The following is a 17,513-nucleotide window of genomic DNA, read 5'->3' as shown; positions in this document are numbered from 1 at the left end:
TGAGCCGAATCTCCAGCACAGCTCGGGGGACGCGAGGAGGTACGCATGGCAGGTCGGCCCGGGAGGCGATCACGCCTGGGTCAGGAGCCGCCGCGCGCGGGAGCCGCAGCGGTCGACGCAGAGCCCGACCCCGAGTCGGTGGCTCGGTCCATCGCACTGCGGCTGCTGACGGGAGCGCCACGATCCCGTGCCCAGCTCGCGGAGGCGATGGCTCGCAAGGACGTCCCCGACGACGTGGCCACACGCGTGCTCGACCGGTTCACGGAGGTCGGACTCGTCGACGACGCGGAGTTCGCCGCGATGCTCGTGCGCACACGGCACGCGGAACGCGGGTTGGCCCGCCGAGCGCTCGCGCTCGAGCTCGCCCGCAAGGGCATCGACCGTGAGATCGCCGAGGAGGCGCTCGCGGGCGTGGACGACGAGGACGAGGAGGCGGCGGCGGTCGCTCTCGTCCGTCGCCGAGCGCCGGCGAGCAGAGGACTGGAGCGGGAGAAGCGCCGTCGCCGGCTCGTCGGCATGCTGGCACGTAAAGGGCACTCGCCGTCCGTGGCGTTGCGCGTGGTCGACGCCGTGCTCGCCGAGGAACGCGACGGCGACCCCGCCTGACGGCGACCGCGTTCAGGCGGCCCCGGCGGTCCCGCGTGCGGACCCCGCGAGCACGGCCGGCGGAGCGGCAGTCGTCCGTGCCGCCGTGCGCCGCGAGATCCGCGAGGCCAGGTACTGCGCGGCGCGCGTCAGCACGTAGTTGATGACGATGAAGATCACCGCGGCCGTCAGCAGCGTCTGCAGGAGGTTCCCGTCGCTCGTGCCCAGCTGACGAGAGAACTGCAACAGCTCGCCGTACGTCACCCACGAGCCGAGCGCCGAGTCCTTGAGGATGACGACGAACTGGCTGACGAGCGACGGGAGCATCGCGAGCAACGCCTGCGGCAGCTCCACGACCCGGAGGGACTGGCCGTGCGTCATCCCGACGGCGTAGGCCGCCTCCTTCTGGCCCCGCGGCAGGCCGAACACCCCGGACCGCACGAGCTCCGCGATCACGGCGCCGTTGTAGAGCGTCAGGCCGCCGACGACGGCGATCAGCGGGACGAGACTCGCGTCCACGACCCTCGAGAACCCCAGACCCAGATAGATGACGATCATCATCATGAGCACCGGAACGGCGCGGAAGAACTCCACGACAGTCCCGCACACCCAGCGCACCGGGGCGAGCGGCGCGAGGCGGCCGAGCCCGAACAGGAGCCCGAACGCGAGCGCCAGGACGATCGCGTAGAGCGCCGCGACCAACGTGTTCTGCAGGCCCGGAAGGAAGAAGTTGAGCCACGACCGCGACGTGAACAGGGGCAGCCACTTGTCGGGGTCCAGCTGTCCCTTCTCGCCGAGTCTCGTGAGGACGACGACGGCGATGCCTGCGAGCAGCAGGATGCCGACGCCGTTGGCGATCCAGGCATTGCGACGGGCGCGGGGGCCGGGCGCGTCGAACAGGACGGACTGAGCGCTCATCGGGCCACCGACAGACGACGAGAGAGGGAGGTGGTCAGCAGGCCGACGGGGATGACGATCAGCACGAACCCGAGGGCGAACGTCAGGAAGATCAACCAGATGAAGTTGGACTCGCTCTCGATCATCTCCCGCATGAGGACGGCGGACTCAGCCACCGACCCGACGGCGGCGACCGTCGAGTTCTTCGTGAGCGCGATGAGCGTGTTGCCGAGCGGGGCGATCGCGCCCCGGAACGCCTGCGGGAGGATGATGATCCGTGCCGCAGGGAGGAAGCTCAGCCCGATGGCGCGCGCCGCCTCGGCCTGGCCGACAGGGACCGTGTTGACACCGCTCCGGATCGACTCGCACACGAACGCCGCGTGGTACACCGCGAGCCCCAGCACGGCGAGGCGGAAGAAGTTGAGGTTGAAGTCGCTCGACAGCGTGACGCCGAGCTGCCCCCAGAGGCCGAGGACACCGAACGTGATGATGATGGTGAGCGGCGTGTTCCGGAAGATCGTGACGTAGCCGGAGCCGATCGCCCGGAACGAGGCGACCGGCGAGATGCGCATCAACGCGAGGATGATCCCGAGCAGGGTCGCCCAGATCGCCGCCCAGAACGTCAGCTGGATGTTGACCCAGAACGCGCCGAGCACGTCGTACTCGGTGAACAGGCTCGCGAAGCCCTCCATCGATCACCTCTCTCGTGCAGGGCGGCACGGCCCGGGCCGGAGCCCGGGCCGTGCGCGGTGGTCAGGCGCAGGCGTCCTGCTCCGGCGGGTTGAGGTCAGCGTTGGGCGTGTAGCCCGTGCCCTCGGTGTTGGCCGTGACGGCTTCCTCCCACGCACCGTCGGTGATCATCTGCGCGATGGCCGCGTTGATGTCCTCGCACAGCTCGCTGTCCTGCGGGATGCCGACGCCGTAGTTCTCCTCGGAGAACGGGGCGCCGACGACCGTCAGCTGCCCCTGGTTCGCCGGCTGGGCGGCGAGCCCGGCGAGGATGATGTCGTCGGTGGTGACGGCGTCGACCTGGCCGGCGAGCAGCACCGTCACGCAGTCGGCGTAGCCGGGCTGCTCGACGAGGTTCGTTCCCTCGGCGTACTCGTCCTTGATCCGCTGCGCGGAGGTCGAGCCGGTGACGGAGCACAGGTTGCGTCCCTCGAGGTCCTCCGGGCCGGCGATGTCCGTCTCGTCAGCCCGCACGAGCAGGTCCTGACCGGCGACGAAGTACGGCCCGGCGAACGCCACGACCTCCTTGCGCTCGTCGGTGATCGAGTACGTCGCGAAGATCATGTCGACCTGCCCGGTCTGGAGCATGTTCTCGCGCTGGGCGGACGGAGACTCGACCCACTCGATCTGGTCCTCGGCGTAGCCGAGCTGGCACGCGACGTACGTCGCGACGTCGACGTCGAAGCCGGTGTACTCGTTCCCGTCGCGGAACCCGAGGCCGGGCTGGTCGAACTTGATGCCGATGTTGATGGTGCCCTCGGCGCCGGAGCAGTCAGCGGCCGCCGTCTCCTCGCCGCCGGTCTCCTCCCCGCCCGTCTCCTCGTCGCCGGGCGCCTGTGCCGTACAGGCGGCCAGGACCATGGCGCCGACGGCCGCGAGGCCGAGAGCTGCCACTCGCGTGCTGCGCATCTGTCTCTCCTTCGTTGGGTGCTTGCGGTCTCAGTGCGTGAGGATCTTGCCGAGGAAGTCCTTGGCCCGGTCGCTCTTCGGGGTCGTGAAGAACGCCTCCGGCGTCTCTTCCTCGACGATCTGGCCGTCCGACATGAAGACCACGCGGTCCGCGGCCTTGCGGGCGAACCCCATCTCGTGGGTGACGACGATCATCGTCATGCCGTCGTGGGCCAGTGACACCATGACGTCGAGGACCTCGTTGATCATCTCGGGGTCGAGCGCCGACGTCGGCTCGTCGAACAGCATGACCTTCGGGCGCATCGCCAGCGCCCGGGCGATGGCGACGCGCTGCTGCTGCCCGCCGGACAGCTGCGCCGGCATCTTCTCCGCCTGGTTCGCGACGCCCACGCGCTCGAGCAGCCCCATCGCGAGGTCCCGCGCGTCCTTCTTCTTCAGCTTGCGGACCTTCACCGGGCCGAGCATGACGTTGTCGAGGATCGACTTGTGGGCGAACAGGTTGAACGCCTGGAAGACCATGCCGACGTCGGAGCGCAGCGCGGCGAGCTCCTTGCCCTCGGCGGGCAGCGGCTTGCCGTCGAGCGTGATCGTGCCGGAGTCGATCGTCTCGAGCCGGTTGATGGTGCGGCACAGCGTCGACTTGCCGGAACCGGACGGGCCGATGACGACGACGACCTCGCCCTTCGTCACGTGCAGGTTGATGTCCTGCAGCACGTGCAGCTCCCCGAAATGCTTGTTGACGTCAGTCATCGACACGAGGGGCGTCGACGCGGCGTCGCCGGCGATCCCGGACGCAGGGGTAGGCGTCGTTGTCATGTGCCACACGCTATCGGGCGGATGTTTCGTGCGCTGTCGGTCGGCGTCACGAACCGGACACGAATCCGTGCTCCTCGGCCGCCTAGCGCAGGCGGTCGGGGCCTTGCGGAGGCGGATCGTAGACTGGACGACCGTGACCACGACCGTTCCCGCACCTCCCACCACCCACGCGAGCGCCGACGCTGCGCGCGAGGGCGAGTCGTCGGCTGCGGGGCGCTCCTACATGATCCGCACGCTCGGGTGTCAGATGAACGTCCACGACTCCGAGCGGATGGCCGGCATGCTCGAGGCGGCCGGCCTCGTGCGGGCGGCCGGCGACGGGACCAACCTGCTGCAGGATGCCGCGGAGGCCGACGTCGTCGTCATCAACACGTGCGCCGTGCGCGAGAACGCGGCCACCCGGCTGTACGGCAACCTCGGTCAGCTCGCGTCGCTCAAGCGTGAACGGCCGGGCCTGCAGATCGCCGTCGGCGGCTGCCTGGCGCAGTCGGAGCGCACGAAGATCGTCGAGAAGGCGCCGTGGGTCGACGTCGTCTTCGGCACGCACAACCTCGATGCCCTGCCCGTGCTGCTCGAGCGCGCGCGGCACAACGCCGAGGCGCAGGTCGAGATCGCCGAGTCTCTCCAGGTGTTCCCGTCGACTCTCCCCACGAAGCGGGAGTCCGCGTTCGCGGCGTGGGTCTCGGTCTCCGTCGGGTGCAACAACACGTGCACGTTCTGCATCGTGCCGCACCTGCGGGGCAAGGAGCGCGACCGGCGGCCGGGCGAGGTCCTCGCGGAGGTCGCCGCCGTGGTCGACGCCGGCGCGATCGAGGTGACGCTGCTGGGCCAGAACGTCAACAGCTACGGCGTGTCGTTCGGCGACCGCGGCGCGTTCGCGAAGCTGCTGCGCGCGTGCGGCGAGATCGAGGGTCTGGAGCGGGTCCGCTTCACGAGCCCCCACCCAGCGGCGTTCACCGACGACGTCATCGACGCCATGGCGAGCACGCCGAACGTCATGCCGCAGCTGCACATGCCGCTGCAGTCGGGGTCGGACCGCATTCTGCGCGCCATGCGCCGCTCCTACCGCAGCGAGAAGTTCCTCGGGATCCTCGACCGCGTGCGCGCTCGGATCCCCGACGCCGCGATCACCACCGACATCATCGTCGGCTTCCCGGGCGAGACCGAGGAGGACTTCGCCGCGACGCTCGACGTCGTGGCGGCCTCGCGATTCTCGTCGGCGTTCACGTTCCAGTACTCGCCCCGCCCCGGCACGTCCGCCGCGACGCTGCCCGACCAGGTGCCCGCCGACGTCGTCACCGAGCGCTACGCGCGCCTCGTCGCCCTCCAGGAGCGCATCAGCGCCGAGGAGAACGCCGCGCTGGTCGGCCGCGAGGTCGAGGTGCTGATCTCCGCGGGCGAGGGCCGCAAGGACGGCGCGACGTCGCGCCTCACCGGGCGCGCCCGCGACAACCGGCTCGTCCACGTCGCCCTGCCGGCATCGATGACGACGGCGGAGCGTCCGCGGCCGGGCGACGTCGTCGTCACGCGCGTGACGCACGGGGCGCCGCACCACCTCGTCGCGGACGCCGCGCTCGAGGGCGGCGCGCTGACGGTCCGGCGGACACGGGCGGGAGACGCGCACGCGGGGCGCGAGGAAGCCGCTGCCTGCGGCACGTCCGGCCCGACGGCGTCCGCTCCGGTCGCGCTCGGCCTGCCCACCCTGCGGCGCGGCTGAGGCTGCGGGCTACGACTCCTCGCGCGCCGGCGGCACGGAGGCCTCGAGACCGGCGAAGAACTGGGCTGTCACGCTCAGCGCCAGCGTGATCGTCTCGGTGAGCTGCTCGTCGCTCGCGCCGAACCGCACGCCGAGGTTCGTCTCGGCGACGACGGCGACGGCGTCCCCCTCGGGCACGCTGTACACCTTGGGCAGGACGCGGTCCCGATTCCAGTCGTTGATGAGCTGCGCGAGGCCCGCTCCCGCGCGCGCCGGCAGCAGCCGGGGCCACCGGCCGCGGACCTGCAGCACGGAGTCCTCCCGGCCGCCGAGCCCGATCGAGAACGGCATGTCCTGCCACTCGCCGAGCAGCACGCCGTCCTCCCGGCGCGACACCAGCAGCCGGCGGTCGCGGAGGTGGTCCTCGAGCCGTTCGCTCGTCACCGGCCTGACCCCGCCCGACGTCCGCGCCGCGGACCCCCGCTGCGTGCCGGCCATCACGCACCGTCCGGCTGCAGGGCGACGGGGTCGGGGAACATCTCGTCGAGGTGGTCGAACACCATCATCCCGGACATGAGGCCGAGCTGGACGTGGTGCTCGAGCTGCACGTCGTTGAGCCCGTGCTGGATCGGCACGGACACCTCGGTCGTCACGTGGACCATCCCGTCGTCGAGCACGCGGACGTAGCACTTGGGGAAGATCCGCTCGCGGTTCCACGCATCGGTGAACTCGAGCATCGCGCCAAGTCGCTCCAGCGCGACCCGCCGCGGCCACCGCCCGCGCACCTGCAGCATCTGGGCGCCCGAGCCGATGAGGTAGAACGAGAACAGCCGGTTGTCCCACAGACCGCCCACCTCACCCGCCGAGTCGACGAAGTAGCGGTAGCCCAGCGCGTCGAGCGCCGTCTGGACGCGCTTCCGGTCGACCGCCCGCACGACGAACGGGCCGTCGTCGCCGCGTGCCGGAGGTGGTGAGGACGACGGGCGGGTCGATGGGCGGGCGCCCTTCATCCGGCCACGGCGACCCGAGAACAGCCCGGAGAACAACCCCACCTCGGCGAGTCTACGCGTCGGCGCGAGACGCGCCCGGGGCCGCCGGACTCAGGCGCCTCTCGACGACCGGCGGCGCACACCGCCGCCCCGCTCGGCTAGCGTCGCCGGCGTGCGGATCATCGCGATCGTCGGACCGACGGCCACGGGCAAGAGCGAGCTCGCGCTCGACCTCGCGGACGCGCTGCGGGCCGAGGGCTCCAGCGCGGAGCTGACGAACGCCGACGCGATGCAGCTCTACCGCGGGATGGACGTCGGCACGGCGAAGACGCCGCCCACCCAGCGCCGCGGCGTGCCGCACCACCAGCTCGACGTCCTCGACGTCACCCAGGAGGCGAGCGTCGCGGCCTACCAGACGCACGCCCGAGCGGATCTCGCCGCTGTCCGTGCCCGTGGCGCGTGGCCGCTGCTCGTCGGCGGTTCGGGCCTGTACGTGCGGTCGGTGCTCGACGACCTGACGTTCCCCGACACCGACCCGGCCGTGCGCCGCGACCTGGAGGAACGCGGTGAGCGCCTCGGGCCCGGCCTGCTGCACGACGAGCTCGCCCGTGTCGATCCGCTCGCGGCGCAGCGGATCGGCCGGCACAACCTCCGGCGTCTCGTGCGCGCGCTCGAGGTGATCGCGCTCACCGGCGAGCCCTACTCCGCGAACCTGCCGGACCACACGTACGCGCTCGACGCCGTCCAGCTCGCGATCCGCGTGGAGCGCGCCGAGCTCGACGAGCGGATCCACGCCAGGACGGCCGCGATGTTCACCGGTGGGCTGCTCGAGGAGACGCGGGACCTGCTCGACCACGGGCTGGAGCGCGGGGTGACGGCGTCCCGCGCCGTCGGCTACGCGCAGGCGATCGACGTCGTGCGCGGTCGGCTGCACCTCGAGGACGCCGTGGCGGCTGCCGCCGTCGCCACCCGACAGGTCGCCCGCCGGCAGGACAAGTGGTTCCGGCGCGACCCCCGCGTCCGCTGGCTCGACCCCGAGGGTGATCTCCTCGCCCAGGCGCGTGCCGTCGTCGAGAGCGCACCGGGAAGCGGTGCCGGCACGTAGGGTGGCGGCCATGCTCAGTCTGCCGCCGAACGGCGTCGTCAAGGGTCACGGCACCGGGAACGACTTCCTGCTCCTGGCCGACCCCGAGGGCGCGCTCGCCCTCACCGAGGCCGACGTCGCGGCGCTCAGCGACCGGCACCGTGGCCTCGGCGCGGACGGCGTCATCCGCGCCGTGCGCTCCTCGGCCATCGCCGACGGCGCGAGCCTGCTCGAGGAGCACCCCGAGGCCGTGTGGTTCATGGACTACCGGAACGCGGACGGGTCCCTCGCCGAGATGTGCGGCAACGGCATCCGGGTGTTCGTGGAGTTCCTGCGGGCCGAGGGCCTGCTCGACGCGGAGGACGGCGACGTCGTCCCCGTCGCGACGCGCGCGGGCGTGCTGCCGGTGCGGATCGAGACGGACCGCTACGCCGTCGACATGGGCCGATGGTCAGCGCCGGGCGGTGCCGAGGCGCTCGAGGCGGGCTTCGACGCGAGCGTCGGCGTGGCGGGGCTCGACAGCCCTCGGCCAGGCCTGCGGCTGGCGCTGCCGAACCCGCACGTCGTCGTCGCGCTCGAGGACGTCGCCCAGCTCGAGTCCATCGATCTCACGAAGCCGCCGCGGGTGGACCCGCTCGGTGAGGGCGGCACGAACGTCGAGCTCGTCGTCGCGCTCGGCGAGCAGCGGTTCGACGCCGACGGCACGCCGAACGCCGAGGGCGAGCGCGTGGTCGGCATCGTGCGGATGCGGGTCCACGAGCGCGGCGTGGGGGAGACGCTCTCGTGCGGCACCGGTGCCTGTGCGGCGGCCCTCGCGGTCCGTGCCTGGGCCGGCGCCGGCGCGCCCGACGAGTGGCTCGTGCTCGTGCCCGGCGGGCAGCTCCAGGTGCGCGTGCTGCCCGAGGACCACGTCGAGCTGTCCGGGCCCGCGGAGCTCGTGGCGCGCGCGATCTCGATGTGACGCGTCACCCGCGGGGCGTCACGCGCGCCGCGTCACCTTCAGCACCCGGAAGCCCTTGACACTCGCGGTTCGCTCGGCCTCGAAGCCGAGCTCGGTGGCGATCCAGCGTTGCAGCGAGTCGGCGCCGAGGTTCTTCGCCACGACGAGCCACGCCTCGCCGTCCGGCGCGAGGAGGTCGAGCCAGGTCGCGAGCAGGTCGTGCAGCGAGCGCTTGCCGATCCGGATCGGTGGGTTCGACCAGATCACGGCCAGGCTCGGGCGGTGCGTCAGGGCCTCGTCCGGGGTGGCGGCGCGCACGCCTGCGGCACCGACCGCCGCGGCGTTCACGCGGACGAGGTCCAGCGCACGGTCGTTGACGTCGACGGCCCATACGCGGGCTCCTGGTGACTCGGCGGCCATCGCGAGGGCGAGCGGTCCCCATCCGCAGCCAAGGTCGAGGAGCTCGCCGGTCGCCGGCGGCGCGGGGACGGCGTCGAGCAGGACGCGTGTGCCGGTGTCCAGGTGGTCGGCCGAGAAGACGCCCGGCGCCGTCGTCACCCGGACGTCCCGCCCGCGCAGGCGGACGTCGATGGTGCGCCGCTCGTCCGGTGCCGCGGGCTCGGCGGAGAAGTAGTGGTCGGGCGCGCTCACGCCCCCAGGGTAGGCGCGCCGGACTGCGCCCTCGGTGAAAACGCTTGGGCCGCCCGGCGCCCCGTGCGAGGCTGGAACCCATGAGTGCGCACCCCTCCGGCGACGAGCAGGCCGACCCGGCCCGCGACGTCGTCGCCCGTATCCTCGCTCGCGCGGGCACGGCGTTGCAGAGCACCGACGCGGCGCCCACCGAGACCGACGGCGAACAGCTCGACGTCGAGGAGCGGTCGGCGCTGCGGCGGGTCACGGGACTGTCGACCGAGCTGCAGGACGTCACCGAGGTCGAGTACCGGCAGCTGCGGCTGGAGCAGGTGGTGCTCGTCGGGCTCTGGTCCTCCGGTACCGCGGAGGGTGCGGAGATCTCCCTGCGGGAGCTCGCGGCGCTCGCGGAGACCGCCGGCTCCACGGTGCTCGACGGCGTGCTGCAGCGCCGCCGCACACCGGACCCGGGCACGTACCTCGGCTCCGGCAAGGCTGCCGAGCTGGCCGACGTCGTCGCGGCGACCGGAGCGGACACCGTCGTCGTCGACGGCGAGCTGGCCCCGTCCCAGCGGCGCGGGCTCGAGGACATCGTCAAGGTCAAGGTCGTCGACCGCACCGCCCTGATCCTCGACATCTTCGCGCAGCACGCGAAGTCCCGGGAGGGCAAGGGCCAGGTCGAGCTCGCGCAGCTCGAGTACCTGCTCCCGCGGCTGCGCGGGTGGGGCGAGTCGATGTCCCGGCAGGCCGGCGGTCGGGTCGCCGGCGGCGCGGGCATCGGGTCGCGCGGACCAGGTGAGACGAAGATCGAGCTCGACCGCCGCCGCATCCGCACCCGGATGGCGAAGCTGCGCCGCCAGATCGACCAGATGGCGCCGTCGCGGGCCACCAAGCGCGCCTCGCGGCACCGGGCGGAGGTCCCGTCCGTGGCGATCGCCGGGTACACGAACGCGGGGAAGTCCTCCCTGCTCAACCGGCTGACCGGCGCGGGTGTGCTGGTGGAGAACGCGCTGTTCGCGACGCTGGACCCGACGGTGCGCCGCGCGCAGACGCCGGACGGGCGCGCCTACACCCTCGCCGACACCGTCGGCTTCGTCCGCGCCCTGCCGCACGAGCTCGTCGAGGCGTTCCGGTCGACGCTCGAGGAGGTCGGCGACGCCGACGTGCTGCTCCACGTCGTCGACGCGTCGCACCCGGACCCGGAGAGCCAGATCGCGGCCGTCCGCACGGTGCTCGCCGACATCGAGGGACTGACCGACACCCCCGAGGTCCTCGTGCTCAACAAGGCGGACATCGCCGACGCCGAGGTCCTCACCCGCCTGCGCTCGGCCGGCCCGCACGTCGTCACCGTCTCCGCGCGGACCGGTGCCGGGATCGAGCACCTGCGGGACGTCGTCGCCGGCCTGCTGCCGCGTCCGGCGGTCGAGGTCGACGTCGTCGTGCCCTACGTCCGCGGTGACCTCGTGCACCGCGCGCACGCGACCGGCGAGGTCCTCGCCGAGGAGCACACGGCCGAGGGAACGCACCTGCAGGCGCGGGTCGACGCCGAGCTGGCGGCCGACCTGGCCGACGCGCTGCGCTGAGTCCACAGGTCGCCCGCGCGCCTCGACCGGTGGCGTCGCGGGCTCCGTACGATGACGCGGTGACCCTCCAGCAGCCGACCGCGACCACGGCGGACGACGCCGACGAGGAGGCTGCCCGCACCCCCCGCGAGGCCCTGGACGTCGACGCGCTGCTCGACGAGGTCGTCGCGCGGATGGGCGGAACGCGCCGCGCCGGGCAGCACGAGATGGCGCTCGCCGTGGCGCACGCGTTCGACGACGGCGTCCCGCTCCTCGTGCAGGCGGGGACCGGTACCGGGAAGTCGCTGGCGTACCTCGTTCCCGCCATCGTGCGGGCGGTGACGTCCGACGAGCGGATCATCGTCTCGACGGCGACGCTCGCCCTGCAGCGGCAGATCCTCACGAAAGACCTGCCCCTCGCGCGCGGCGTCCTCGAGGCCAGCCTCCCGCGGCCGCCGGCCGTCGCCCTGCTCAAGGGCTGGCACAACTACGTGTGCCGGCACAAGGTCACCGGCGGGTACCCGGCCGAGGACGAGCCTGGGCTCTTCTCGCTGGACGGCGGTGCCGACCACCCGCGGCGTTCGGCGGAGGTCGGCGAGTTCGAGACGCTGGGCGAGGAGGTCGTCCGGCTGCGCGAGTGGGCGGAGGAGACCACCACCGGCGACCGCGACGACCTCGTGCCGGGTGTGGGCGAACGAGCCTGGCGGCAGGTGTCGGTGACGGCGATGGAGTGTCTCGGGCAGAAGTGCCCGATGCTCGCCGAGTGCTTCCCCGAGGCGGCGCGGCGCGCCTCGCGCAGCGCCGACGTCGTCGTGACCAACCACGCGATGCTCGGGATCGCCGCCGGTGGCTCGCCGGGCGTGCTGCCGGAGCACGACGGCCTCGTCGTCGACGAGGCGCACGAGCTCGCGGACCGCGTCACCGCCCAGGCGACGGTCGAGCTGTCGGCGCCCGCCGTCGAGCGCGCTGCCCGTATCGCCCGGCGGCACGCGGGTGCCGCCCTCGCCGGTCTGGACGACGCCGCACAGGCTCTGCGGACCGGGCTCGGGCTCGTGCCGGAGGGGCGCCTGCCGGACGGTCTCCCGGAGTCGCTGGTCGGGACGGTGACGACGCTCCGAGCCGCGGCGCACGAAGGAATGAGCGCCCTCGGGCCGAACCCCCCGGGGTCGACGGACGGCGCCGGGGCGCTCGTGATGGCGCGCAGCGCGCTCCTGGTGCTCGTGGAGATCGCCGACCGGCTGCTGTCGGACGCCGTGGCGCAGCGACGCGACGTGCTCTGGTGCGAACGCGGCCGCGACGGCGCCAGTCGCCTGCGGGTCGCGCCGCTGGACGTCGCGGGGCTCGTGGCGACGCATCTCGTGGCCGACCGGGCGGCTGTGCTCACGTCCGCCACGCTCGAGCTCGGCGGGTCCTTCGCCCCCGTCGCCTCGTCGCTCGGCCTGGCGACCGGGGCCTACCGCGCCGAGCGGGTCGCCAGCCCGTTCGACTACGCCCGGCAGGGCATCAGGTACGTCGCTCGGCACCTCCCACGGCCGGGTTCGGACGGACCGAGCCAGGAGATGCTCGCCGAGCTCGCCGAGCTCGTCCAGGCAGCCGGGGGGCGCACGCTCGGTCTCTTCTCGTCGCGGCGCGCGGCGGAGGTCGCGGCGCAGGAGATCCGGGACCGCACCGGGCTGGACGTCCTGTGCCAGGGCGAGGACGTGCTGCCGACGCTGGTGCGCCGGTTCGCCGAGGAGGAGGCCACGAGCCTGTTCGGCACGCTGTCCCTCTGGCAGGGCGTGGACGTGCCCGGCGACTCGTGTCGTCTCGTGACGATCGACCGCATCCCGTTCCCGCGGCCGGACGACCCGGTGGGCGCCGCCCGCATGGAGGTCGTCGCGGCGCGCGGCGGCAACCCCTTCATGACCGTCGCCGCCACGCACGCCGCTCTGTTGCTCGCGCAGGGCGCGGGACGCCTGCTGCGGCGGACCACAGATCGGGGCGTCGTCGCGATCCTCGACTCCCGCCTGGCCACGGCGCGGTACGGCGAGTTCCTCTCGCGCTCGCTGCCGCCCATGTGGCCCACCACCGACCCGGCCGTGGCGCGCGCTGCACTCGTCCGACTGGGGTCCGACTCCTAGGCTTGCGAGGCATGAGCGCCGACCCGACCCCGTCCTCGTCCCGCAGCGTCTCGACGCTCGCCGTCGTCGGCGCCGGCTCGGTCGGCGCGACCCTCGCCTACGCGGCCCTCATGCGAGGGGCAGCCCGGCACGTCGTGCTGTACGACATCAACCGGAAGAAGGTCGAGGCCGAGGCGCTCGACATCGGGCACGGCATCGAGTTCATGCCGCAGGGCACGATCGAGGGCAGCGACGACCTGGAGATCTGCCGCGGGGCCGACGTGGTGGTGTTCACGGCCGGCGCGAAGCAGCACCCGGGACAGAGCCGCATGGACCTGGCCGAGCGCACCGTCGGGCTCGTCCGCGAGGTGATGCCGCGCCTCGTCGCCATGACTCCGGACGCGATCCACGTCATGGTGACCAACCCGGTCGACGTCGTCACGTACGCCGCTCAGGCCGTCACGGGGCTACCCACGCAGCAGCTCTTCGGCTCCGGCACGGTGCTGGACAGCTCGCGGATGCGCTACCTGGTGGCCCAGGAGTGCGGGGTCGCGGTGCAGAACGTGCACGCGTACATCCTGGGCGAGCACGGAGACTCGGAGATCCCGATCTGGAGCTCGGCGAGCATCGGCGGCGTCCCGCTGCTCGAGTGGCCGGGGCACGGCAGGCAGCCGCTGTTCGACGTGGGCGTGCGCGAGCGGATCACCCACGAGGTCATCACGTCCGCGTACCGGATCATCGAGGGCAAGGGCGCCACGAACTACGCCGTCGCGCTGGCCGCCACCCGCATCATCGAGGCGATCCTGCGGGGCGAGCACCGTGTGCTGCCGGTCTCCACGCGGATCGACGACTACGTCGGGATCAGCGACGTGTGCATGTCGGTCCCGACGGTCGTCGACCGCGGCGGCGCCGTGCAGCGCCTGCTCGTGCCGATGGACGACGCCGAGATCGCCGGCCTTCGGGCGAGCGCCGACCACATCAGGTCGGTGGCGCGGTCGCTCGGATTCTGAGGCCTGACTGCGCGGTCAGACGCTGCGCAGCACGCTCACGACGCGGCCGAGGATCTGTGCGTCGTTCCCCGGGATCGGCGCGTAGCTCGCATTGGCCGGGAGCAGCCACACCTCGTCGGCGGACTGCTTCAGCGTCTTGACGGTCGCCTCACCGTCGATCATCGCCGCGACGATCTCGCCGTTCTCGGCGACGGGCTGCTGACGGACGACCACCCAGTCGCCGTCGCAGATCGCTGCCTCGATCATCGAGTCGCCGACCACCTTGAGCAGGAACAGGTCCCCGTCGCCGACGAGCTGGCGGGGGAGCGGGAACACGTCCTCGACGACCTGCTCCGCGAGGATCGGCCCGCCGGCGGCGATCCGGCCGACGAGCGGGACGTACGAAGGCGGCGTCGTGGGCACGTCGTAGGGCCGTTCCTCGCGTGCCTGGTCGTCCGGGCTGACGATCTCCATGGCCCGCGGACGGCGCGGATCGCGGCGCAGGTACCCCTTCCGCTCGAGCACGGTCAGCTGGTGCATGACGCTCGACGGGCTGTTGAGGCCCACGGCCTCGCCGATCTCCCGCATGCTCGGCGGGTAGCCCCGCTCCTCGACGCTCGCGCGGATCGTCTCGAGCACGCGTCGCTGCCGCGCCGAGAGCGGCTTCGCGCCGTCGGCCCTCGTCTCAGGGTTCACGTCCCGCTCCGTCCTTGACTCTGCCCCGCCCGACCGATGTCGGAGGGCGGTGATCTGCTGCTCCTGTCGCACCGTTCGACGGTCAGCCTAGGTGCAGGACCGTGAAATGTGCGACAGGTGTTCGACCCGCGTGTCGGACCGAACGGATACCTGCGTGTGGACATCTGTTCGGACGTGGACTAGCGTATCGAACAGACGTCGGACGGACAACAGTTCGAGAGGATGTGGCCGAGATGACGACGATCGCCGTCGCAGCCCCGGGGCGGGCGTCCGCCCCTGTGTCGGATGGTGGCCACGTGCGCCTCACGGCGCGGGGGCGCCGAGTCCTGGTCGTGGCGGCGCTCGTGCTGGCCGCGGGTGTCGGTGCCGTCGGGGGTCGTGCTGTCGCGAGCACCGAGGTCGAGCCGCCGTCGTACGAGACGGTCACCGTCACCACCGGAGACACGCTGTGGGCGATCGCGGAACGAGTTGCCACGCCGGATCAGGACGTGCGCGACGTCGTCGCCTCGCTCGTCCGGATCAACGAGCTGGACTCGGTCGACCTGATCGCGGGCCAGTCGATCCTCGTCCCGGAACAGGACTGAGGGCGAGCGGTCGGACGGCCACATCTAGTAGTTACAGGTCTGACGTTCGCCTACATCTTGTGAAAGGATGAGCGGCGGTCGTCAGGCGGCGTCGAGTCGTCGGGCGGGCGGAGAGGACCGATCGCCAAGGACGGAGACCCGCGTGCACTGCCCCTTCTGTCGGCACCCGGACTCGAGGGTCGTCGACTCCAGGACCAGCGAGGACGGCTCCTCGATCCGCCGTCGACGGCAGTGCCCGGAGTGCGGCCGGAGATTCACGACGGTGGAGACGACAAGCCTGAGCGTCGTGAAGCGGTCCGGCGTGGCGCAGCCGTTCTCGCGGGAGAAGGTCGTCGCGGGGGTGCGCAAGGCCTGCCAGGGACGGCCGGTCTCCGAGGACGACCTCGCGCTCCTCGCGCGGCGCGTCGAGGAGACGATCCGCGCGACCGGCGCCGCCGAGGTCGACGCCCACGAGGTGGGACTGTCGATCCTCGGGCCGCTGCGCGAGCTGGACGAGGTCGCCTATCTGCGGTTCGCCAGCGTGTACCGCGGGTTCTCCTCGCTCGAGGACTTCGAGGCCGCCATCACGGCGCTCCGGGCCGAGCGTGAGAACGAGGGCGACCCCGATGCCGACGGGTCCGCGGACGCGCCGGTCCGCCTCACGACGTCCGTGTGAGGCCACGAGCCGCCGTGGGTGGCGCCGGTGGGGAAGCCGGCGCCACCCACGGCAACGACGGCGGCGGCGGAGCCGACCGGATGCCCATGGAGCGATATCGAGTGGCCGGACCAGCGGCTCCGGCGGCAGTCTGGACCTAGGCGGCGCACCGCGTGTCGCGCGCTACGGAAGACGAGGGACGGCGATGAGCGAGAACGCACACTCCGACGACAAGGCAGACCCGACCAGCGAGGCGAAGGAGAAGTTCCGGGAGGCGCTGGAGCGCAAGAACGCCGCCTCGCACAAGACGGAGCAGGCCCGACGGAACACCGGGAGCGTGCACGGCTCCGAGGTCAACGGCCCCGGCGGGCGCCGGATGTTCCGCCGCAAGTCCGGCTGAACCGGGCGGCGTCGCGCCCACCCGCCCGCTCTCCCGGCCACGGCGCCTGGAGCGGGCGGGTCAGCCGTCGCCGAGCAGGCGCACCCGGATCGTGTGTGGCATCTCGTGGAGCTCGTCGACGACGCCGCGGGGCACCTCGCCGCCGACGTCGGTCACCGCGTACCCGATCTCGCCGCGCGTGCCGAGGACCTGGTACTCGACGTTCGTCCCGTGCTGCGCGAGCGTCTCGTTGAGCAGGGCGAGGACGCCGGGCGTGTTCCGGTGGAGGTGCGCGATGCGGCGCGTTCCCGGGCGTGGAGCGTCGAGCACGAGCCCGGGCACGTTGACCGACAGGTAGCTCGCACCCTGCGCGAGGTAGTCCCGCAGCTTGACGGCGACGAACTGACCGATGTCTTCCTGCGCCTCCTCGGTGGAGCCGCCGACGTGCGGGGTCAGGATGACGTTCGCGAGCCCGCGCAGCTCGCTCGTGAACGGGTCGCCCCGTCGGTTGGGCTCCTCCGGGAACACGTCGACGGCGGCACCGGCCAGCGTGCCGTCCTCGATCCGACCGCGCAGCGCGCCGTAGTCGACGAGGAAGCCGCGGGAGAGGTTGAGGAAGATCGCCCCGTCGCGCATGGCCCTGAACTGGGTGGGACCGAACATGCCGGCGTTGCCCGGCCGTCCGTCGACGTGCAGCGTCACGACGTCGGCGACCTCGAGCAGCGCTGCCAGGCTCGGCATCCGGCGAGCGTTGCCGAGCGCCAGCTTCTCGGCGGTGTCGTAGAACACGACGTGCATGCCGAGGGCCTCCGCCACCACCGACAGCTGCGTCCCGATGTTCCCGTAGCCGACGATCCCGAGCGTTCGGCCACGGATCTCGTGCGCGCCGGTCGCCGACTTGTCCCACACGCCGTCGTGCAGGGCCTTGTCGCGCTCGGTGAGCCGCCGGGCGAGCGCGATGATCTCCGCGATCGCGAGCTCGACCACCGACCGCGTGTTCGAGAACGGGGCGTTGAACGCCCCGACGCCGGCCAGTGCGGCCGCGGCGAGGTCGATCTGGTTGGTGCCGATGCAGAACGCGCCGATCGCGTCGAGCCGGCTCGCGGCCAGCACCCGCTCGGTCACCTGGGTCTTGGAGCGGATGCCGAGCACCGACACGCCGTCGAGGGCGTCGATCAGCTCGTCCTCGTCCAGCGCGCCCGGCTGCGCGGACACCTCGTAGCCGGCGGCGGTGAGCACGTCGGTGGCCAGCGGGTGGATGTTCTCGAGCAGGAGGGCGCGCGGCACGCCCCTAT

Annotated in this window: 19 protein-coding genes; 10 read left to right on the top strand and 9 right to left on the bottom strand. The window is 72.4% G+C overall.

Annotated features, from left to right (window positions below):
• The first annotated feature begins 45 nt into the window (after positions 1–45).
• Positions 46–606 carry a regulatory protein RecX gene (locus BCAV_RS12320; protein ID WP_015882937.1) on the top strand — a complete coding sequence of 187 codons (561 nt, stop codon included), beginning with the start codon at positions 46–48 and terminating at the stop codon, positions 604–606.
• A gap of 12 nt (positions 607–618) precedes the next feature.
• Here the strand turns inward: BCAV_RS12320 and BCAV_RS12315 are convergent, their stop codons facing one another.
• The 4 genes from BCAV_RS12315 to BCAV_RS12300 form a co-directional block, all read right to left on the bottom strand.
• Entirely contained in the window at positions 619–1,503 is an 885-nt protein-coding gene (locus BCAV_RS12315) for an amino acid ABC transporter permease (protein ID WP_015882936.1), read from the bottom strand.
• Positions 1,500–2,174, bottom strand: coding sequence for an amino acid ABC transporter permease (locus tag BCAV_RS12310; protein WP_015882935.1), 675 nt, complete (start codon positions 2,172–2,174; stop codon positions 1,500–1,502). Before BCAV_RS12310 ends, BCAV_RS12315 begins: the two co-directional genes overlap by 4 nt.
• A gap of 61 nt (positions 2,175–2,235) precedes the next feature.
• A complete protein-coding gene (locus BCAV_RS12305; protein WP_015882934.1) occupies positions 2,236–3,120 on the bottom strand; it encodes a glutamate ABC transporter substrate-binding protein in 885 nt (294 codons plus the stop codon).
• A gap of 30 nt (positions 3,121–3,150) precedes the next feature.
• A complete protein-coding gene (locus BCAV_RS12300; protein WP_015882933.1) occupies positions 3,151–3,936 on the bottom strand; it encodes an amino acid ABC transporter ATP-binding protein in 786 nt (261 codons plus the stop codon).
• 133 nt (positions 3,937–4,069) lie between these two features.
• On the opposite strand from BCAV_RS12300, the gene miaB reads away from it, so the two are divergent.
• Positions 4,070–5,653 (top strand): tRNA (N6-isopentenyl adenosine(37)-C2)-methylthiotransferase MiaB, encoded by a 1,584-nt coding sequence (gene miaB / locus BCAV_RS12295; protein WP_043347106.1) that lies wholly within the window; start codon positions 4,070–4,072, stop codon positions 5,651–5,653.
• 9 nt (positions 5,654–5,662) lie between these two features.
• Here the strand turns inward: miaB and BCAV_RS12290 are convergent, their stop codons facing one another.
• A complete protein-coding gene (locus BCAV_RS12290; RefSeq protein ID WP_015882931.1) occupies positions 5,663–6,130 on the bottom strand; it encodes a type III secretion system chaperone family protein in 468 nt (155 codons plus the stop codon).
• Entirely contained in the window at positions 6,130–6,684 is a 555-nt protein-coding gene (locus BCAV_RS12285; RefSeq protein ID WP_144016771.1) for a type III secretion system chaperone family protein, read from the bottom strand. Before BCAV_RS12285 ends, BCAV_RS12290 begins: the two co-directional genes overlap by 1 nt.
• A 109-nt stretch (positions 6,685–6,793) precedes the next feature.
• Here BCAV_RS12285 and miaA point away from each other — a divergent pair, with 109 nt between their 5' ends.
• Both miaA and dapF read left to right on the top strand, forming a co-directional pair.
• Positions 6,794–7,726, top strand: a complete 933-nt coding sequence (gene miaA / locus BCAV_RS12280; protein WP_015882929.1) for a tRNA (adenosine(37)-N6)-dimethylallyltransferase MiaA — start codon at positions 6,794–6,796, stop codon at positions 7,724–7,726.
• A gap of 10 nt (positions 7,727–7,736) precedes the next feature.
• Positions 7,737–8,666 (top strand): diaminopimelate epimerase, encoded by a 930-nt coding sequence (gene dapF, locus BCAV_RS12275; RefSeq protein WP_015882928.1) that lies wholly within the window; start codon positions 7,737–7,739, stop codon positions 8,664–8,666.
• An 18-nt stretch (positions 8,667–8,684) separates the two neighbouring features.
• On the opposite strand, the gene BCAV_RS12270 is transcribed toward dapF, so the two are convergent.
• A complete protein-coding gene (locus BCAV_RS12270; protein ID WP_015882927.1) occupies positions 8,685–9,296 on the bottom strand; it encodes a class I SAM-dependent methyltransferase in 612 nt (203 codons plus the stop codon).
• Positions 9,297–9,376: 80 nt separating this feature from the next.
• On the opposite strand from BCAV_RS12270, the gene hflX reads away from it, so the two are divergent.
• The 3 genes from hflX to BCAV_RS12255 are packed head-to-tail and all read left to right on the top strand — an operon-like array spanning position 9,377 to position 13,946.
• Complete coding sequence (hflX, locus tag BCAV_RS12265) at positions 9,377–10,858, top strand: GTPase HflX (RefSeq protein WP_015882926.1); 1,482 nt, start codon at positions 9,377–9,379, stop codon at positions 10,856–10,858.
• 59 nt (positions 10,859–10,917) lie between these two features.
• On the top strand, positions 10,918–12,957 hold the full coding sequence (locus tag BCAV_RS12260; RefSeq protein WP_015882925.1) for an ATP-dependent DNA helicase: 2,040 nt from the start codon (positions 10,918–10,920) through the stop codon (positions 12,955–12,957).
• An 11-nt stretch (positions 12,958–12,968) separates the two neighbouring features.
• On the top strand, positions 12,969–13,946 hold the full coding sequence (locus BCAV_RS12255; RefSeq protein ID WP_015882924.1) for an L-lactate dehydrogenase: 978 nt from the start codon (positions 12,969–12,971) through the stop codon (positions 13,944–13,946).
• Positions 13,947–13,961: 15 nt separating this feature from the next.
• Here the strand turns inward: BCAV_RS12255 and lexA are convergent, their stop codons facing one another.
• Positions 13,962–14,621, bottom strand: a complete 660-nt coding sequence (lexA, locus tag BCAV_RS12250) for a transcriptional repressor LexA (RefSeq protein ID WP_015882923.1) — start codon at positions 14,619–14,621, stop codon at positions 13,962–13,964.
• A 233-nt stretch (positions 14,622–14,854) separates the two neighbouring features.
• On the opposite strand from lexA, the gene BCAV_RS12245 reads away from it, so the two are divergent.
• From BCAV_RS12245 to BCAV_RS12235, 3 genes are all read left to right on the top strand, one after another.
• The gene (locus BCAV_RS12245; RefSeq protein ID WP_015882922.1) at positions 14,855–15,205 is read left to right on the top strand and encodes a LysM peptidoglycan-binding domain-containing protein; all 351 of its coding nucleotides are present in this window, start codon (positions 14,855–14,857) and stop codon (positions 15,203–15,205) included.
• A gap of 142 nt (positions 15,206–15,347) precedes the next feature.
• Positions 15,348–15,860 (top strand): transcriptional regulator NrdR, encoded by a 513-nt coding sequence (nrdR, locus tag BCAV_RS12240; protein ID WP_015882921.1) that lies wholly within the window; start codon positions 15,348–15,350, stop codon positions 15,858–15,860.
• A gap of 184 nt (positions 15,861–16,044) precedes the next feature.
• Positions 16,045–16,239: a DUF5302 domain-containing protein gene (locus tag BCAV_RS12235; protein ID WP_015882920.1), complete on the top strand. Its 195-nt coding sequence runs from the start codon at positions 16,045–16,047 to the stop codon at positions 16,237–16,239.
• A 60-nt stretch (positions 16,240–16,299) separates the two neighbouring features.
• Here BCAV_RS12235 and serA read toward each other — a convergent pair whose 3' ends face one another.
• A complete protein-coding gene (gene serA / locus BCAV_RS12230; RefSeq protein ID WP_015882919.1) occupies positions 16,300–17,505 on the bottom strand; it encodes a phosphoglycerate dehydrogenase in 1,206 nt (401 codons plus the stop codon).
• Positions 17,506–17,513: the final 8 nt, after the last annotated feature.

This window comes from Beutenbergia cavernae DSM 12333 (genome assembly GCF_000023105.1).
Taxonomy (GTDB): domain Bacteria; phylum Actinomycetota; class Actinomycetes; order Actinomycetales; family Beutenbergiaceae; genus Beutenbergia; species Beutenbergia cavernae.
This window is presented reverse-complemented; position numbering and strand designations above follow the sequence as displayed.

What these genes read in the sequence shown, in the direction of transcription:
- BCAV_RS12320 (WP_015882937.1), top strand. Translation starts at nt 46, where the DNA reads ATGGCAGGTCGGCCCGGGAGGCGATCACGCCTGGGTCAGGAGCCGCCG.
- BCAV_RS12315 (WP_015882936.1), bottom strand. Translation starts at nt 1,503, where the DNA reads ATGAGCGCTCAGTCCGTCCTGTTCGACGCGCCCGGCCCCCGCGCCCGT.
- BCAV_RS12310 (WP_015882935.1), bottom strand. Translation starts at nt 2,174, where the DNA reads ATGGAGGGCTTCGCGAGCCTGTTCACCGAGTACGACGTGCTCGGCGCG.
- BCAV_RS12305 (WP_015882934.1), bottom strand. Translation starts at nt 3,120, where the DNA reads ATGCGCAGCACGCGAGTGGCAGCTCTCGGCCTCGCGGCCGTCGGCGCC.
- BCAV_RS12300 (WP_015882933.1), bottom strand. Translation starts at nt 3,936, where the DNA reads ATGACAACGACGCCTACCCCTGCGTCCGGGATCGCCGGCGACGCCGCG.
- BCAV_RS12290 (WP_015882931.1), bottom strand. Translation starts at nt 6,130, where the DNA reads ATGGCCGGCACGCAGCGGGGGTCCGCGGCGCGGACGTCGGGCGGGGTC.
- dapF (WP_015882928.1), top strand. Translation starts at nt 7,737, where the DNA reads ATGCTCAGTCTGCCGCCGAACGGCGTCGTCAAGGGTCACGGCACCGGG.
- hflX (WP_015882926.1), top strand. Translation starts at nt 9,377, where the DNA reads ATGAGTGCGCACCCCTCCGGCGACGAGCAGGCCGACCCGGCCCGCGAC.
- BCAV_RS12255 (WP_015882924.1), top strand. Translation starts at nt 12,969, where the DNA reads ATGAGCGCCGACCCGACCCCGTCCTCGTCCCGCAGCGTCTCGACGCTC.
- BCAV_RS12245 (WP_015882922.1), top strand. Translation starts at nt 14,855, where the DNA reads ATGACGACGATCGCCGTCGCAGCCCCGGGGCGGGCGTCCGCCCCTGTG.
- BCAV_RS12235 (WP_015882920.1), top strand. Translation starts at nt 16,045, where the DNA reads ATGAGCGAGAACGCACACTCCGACGACAAGGCAGACCCGACCAGCGAG.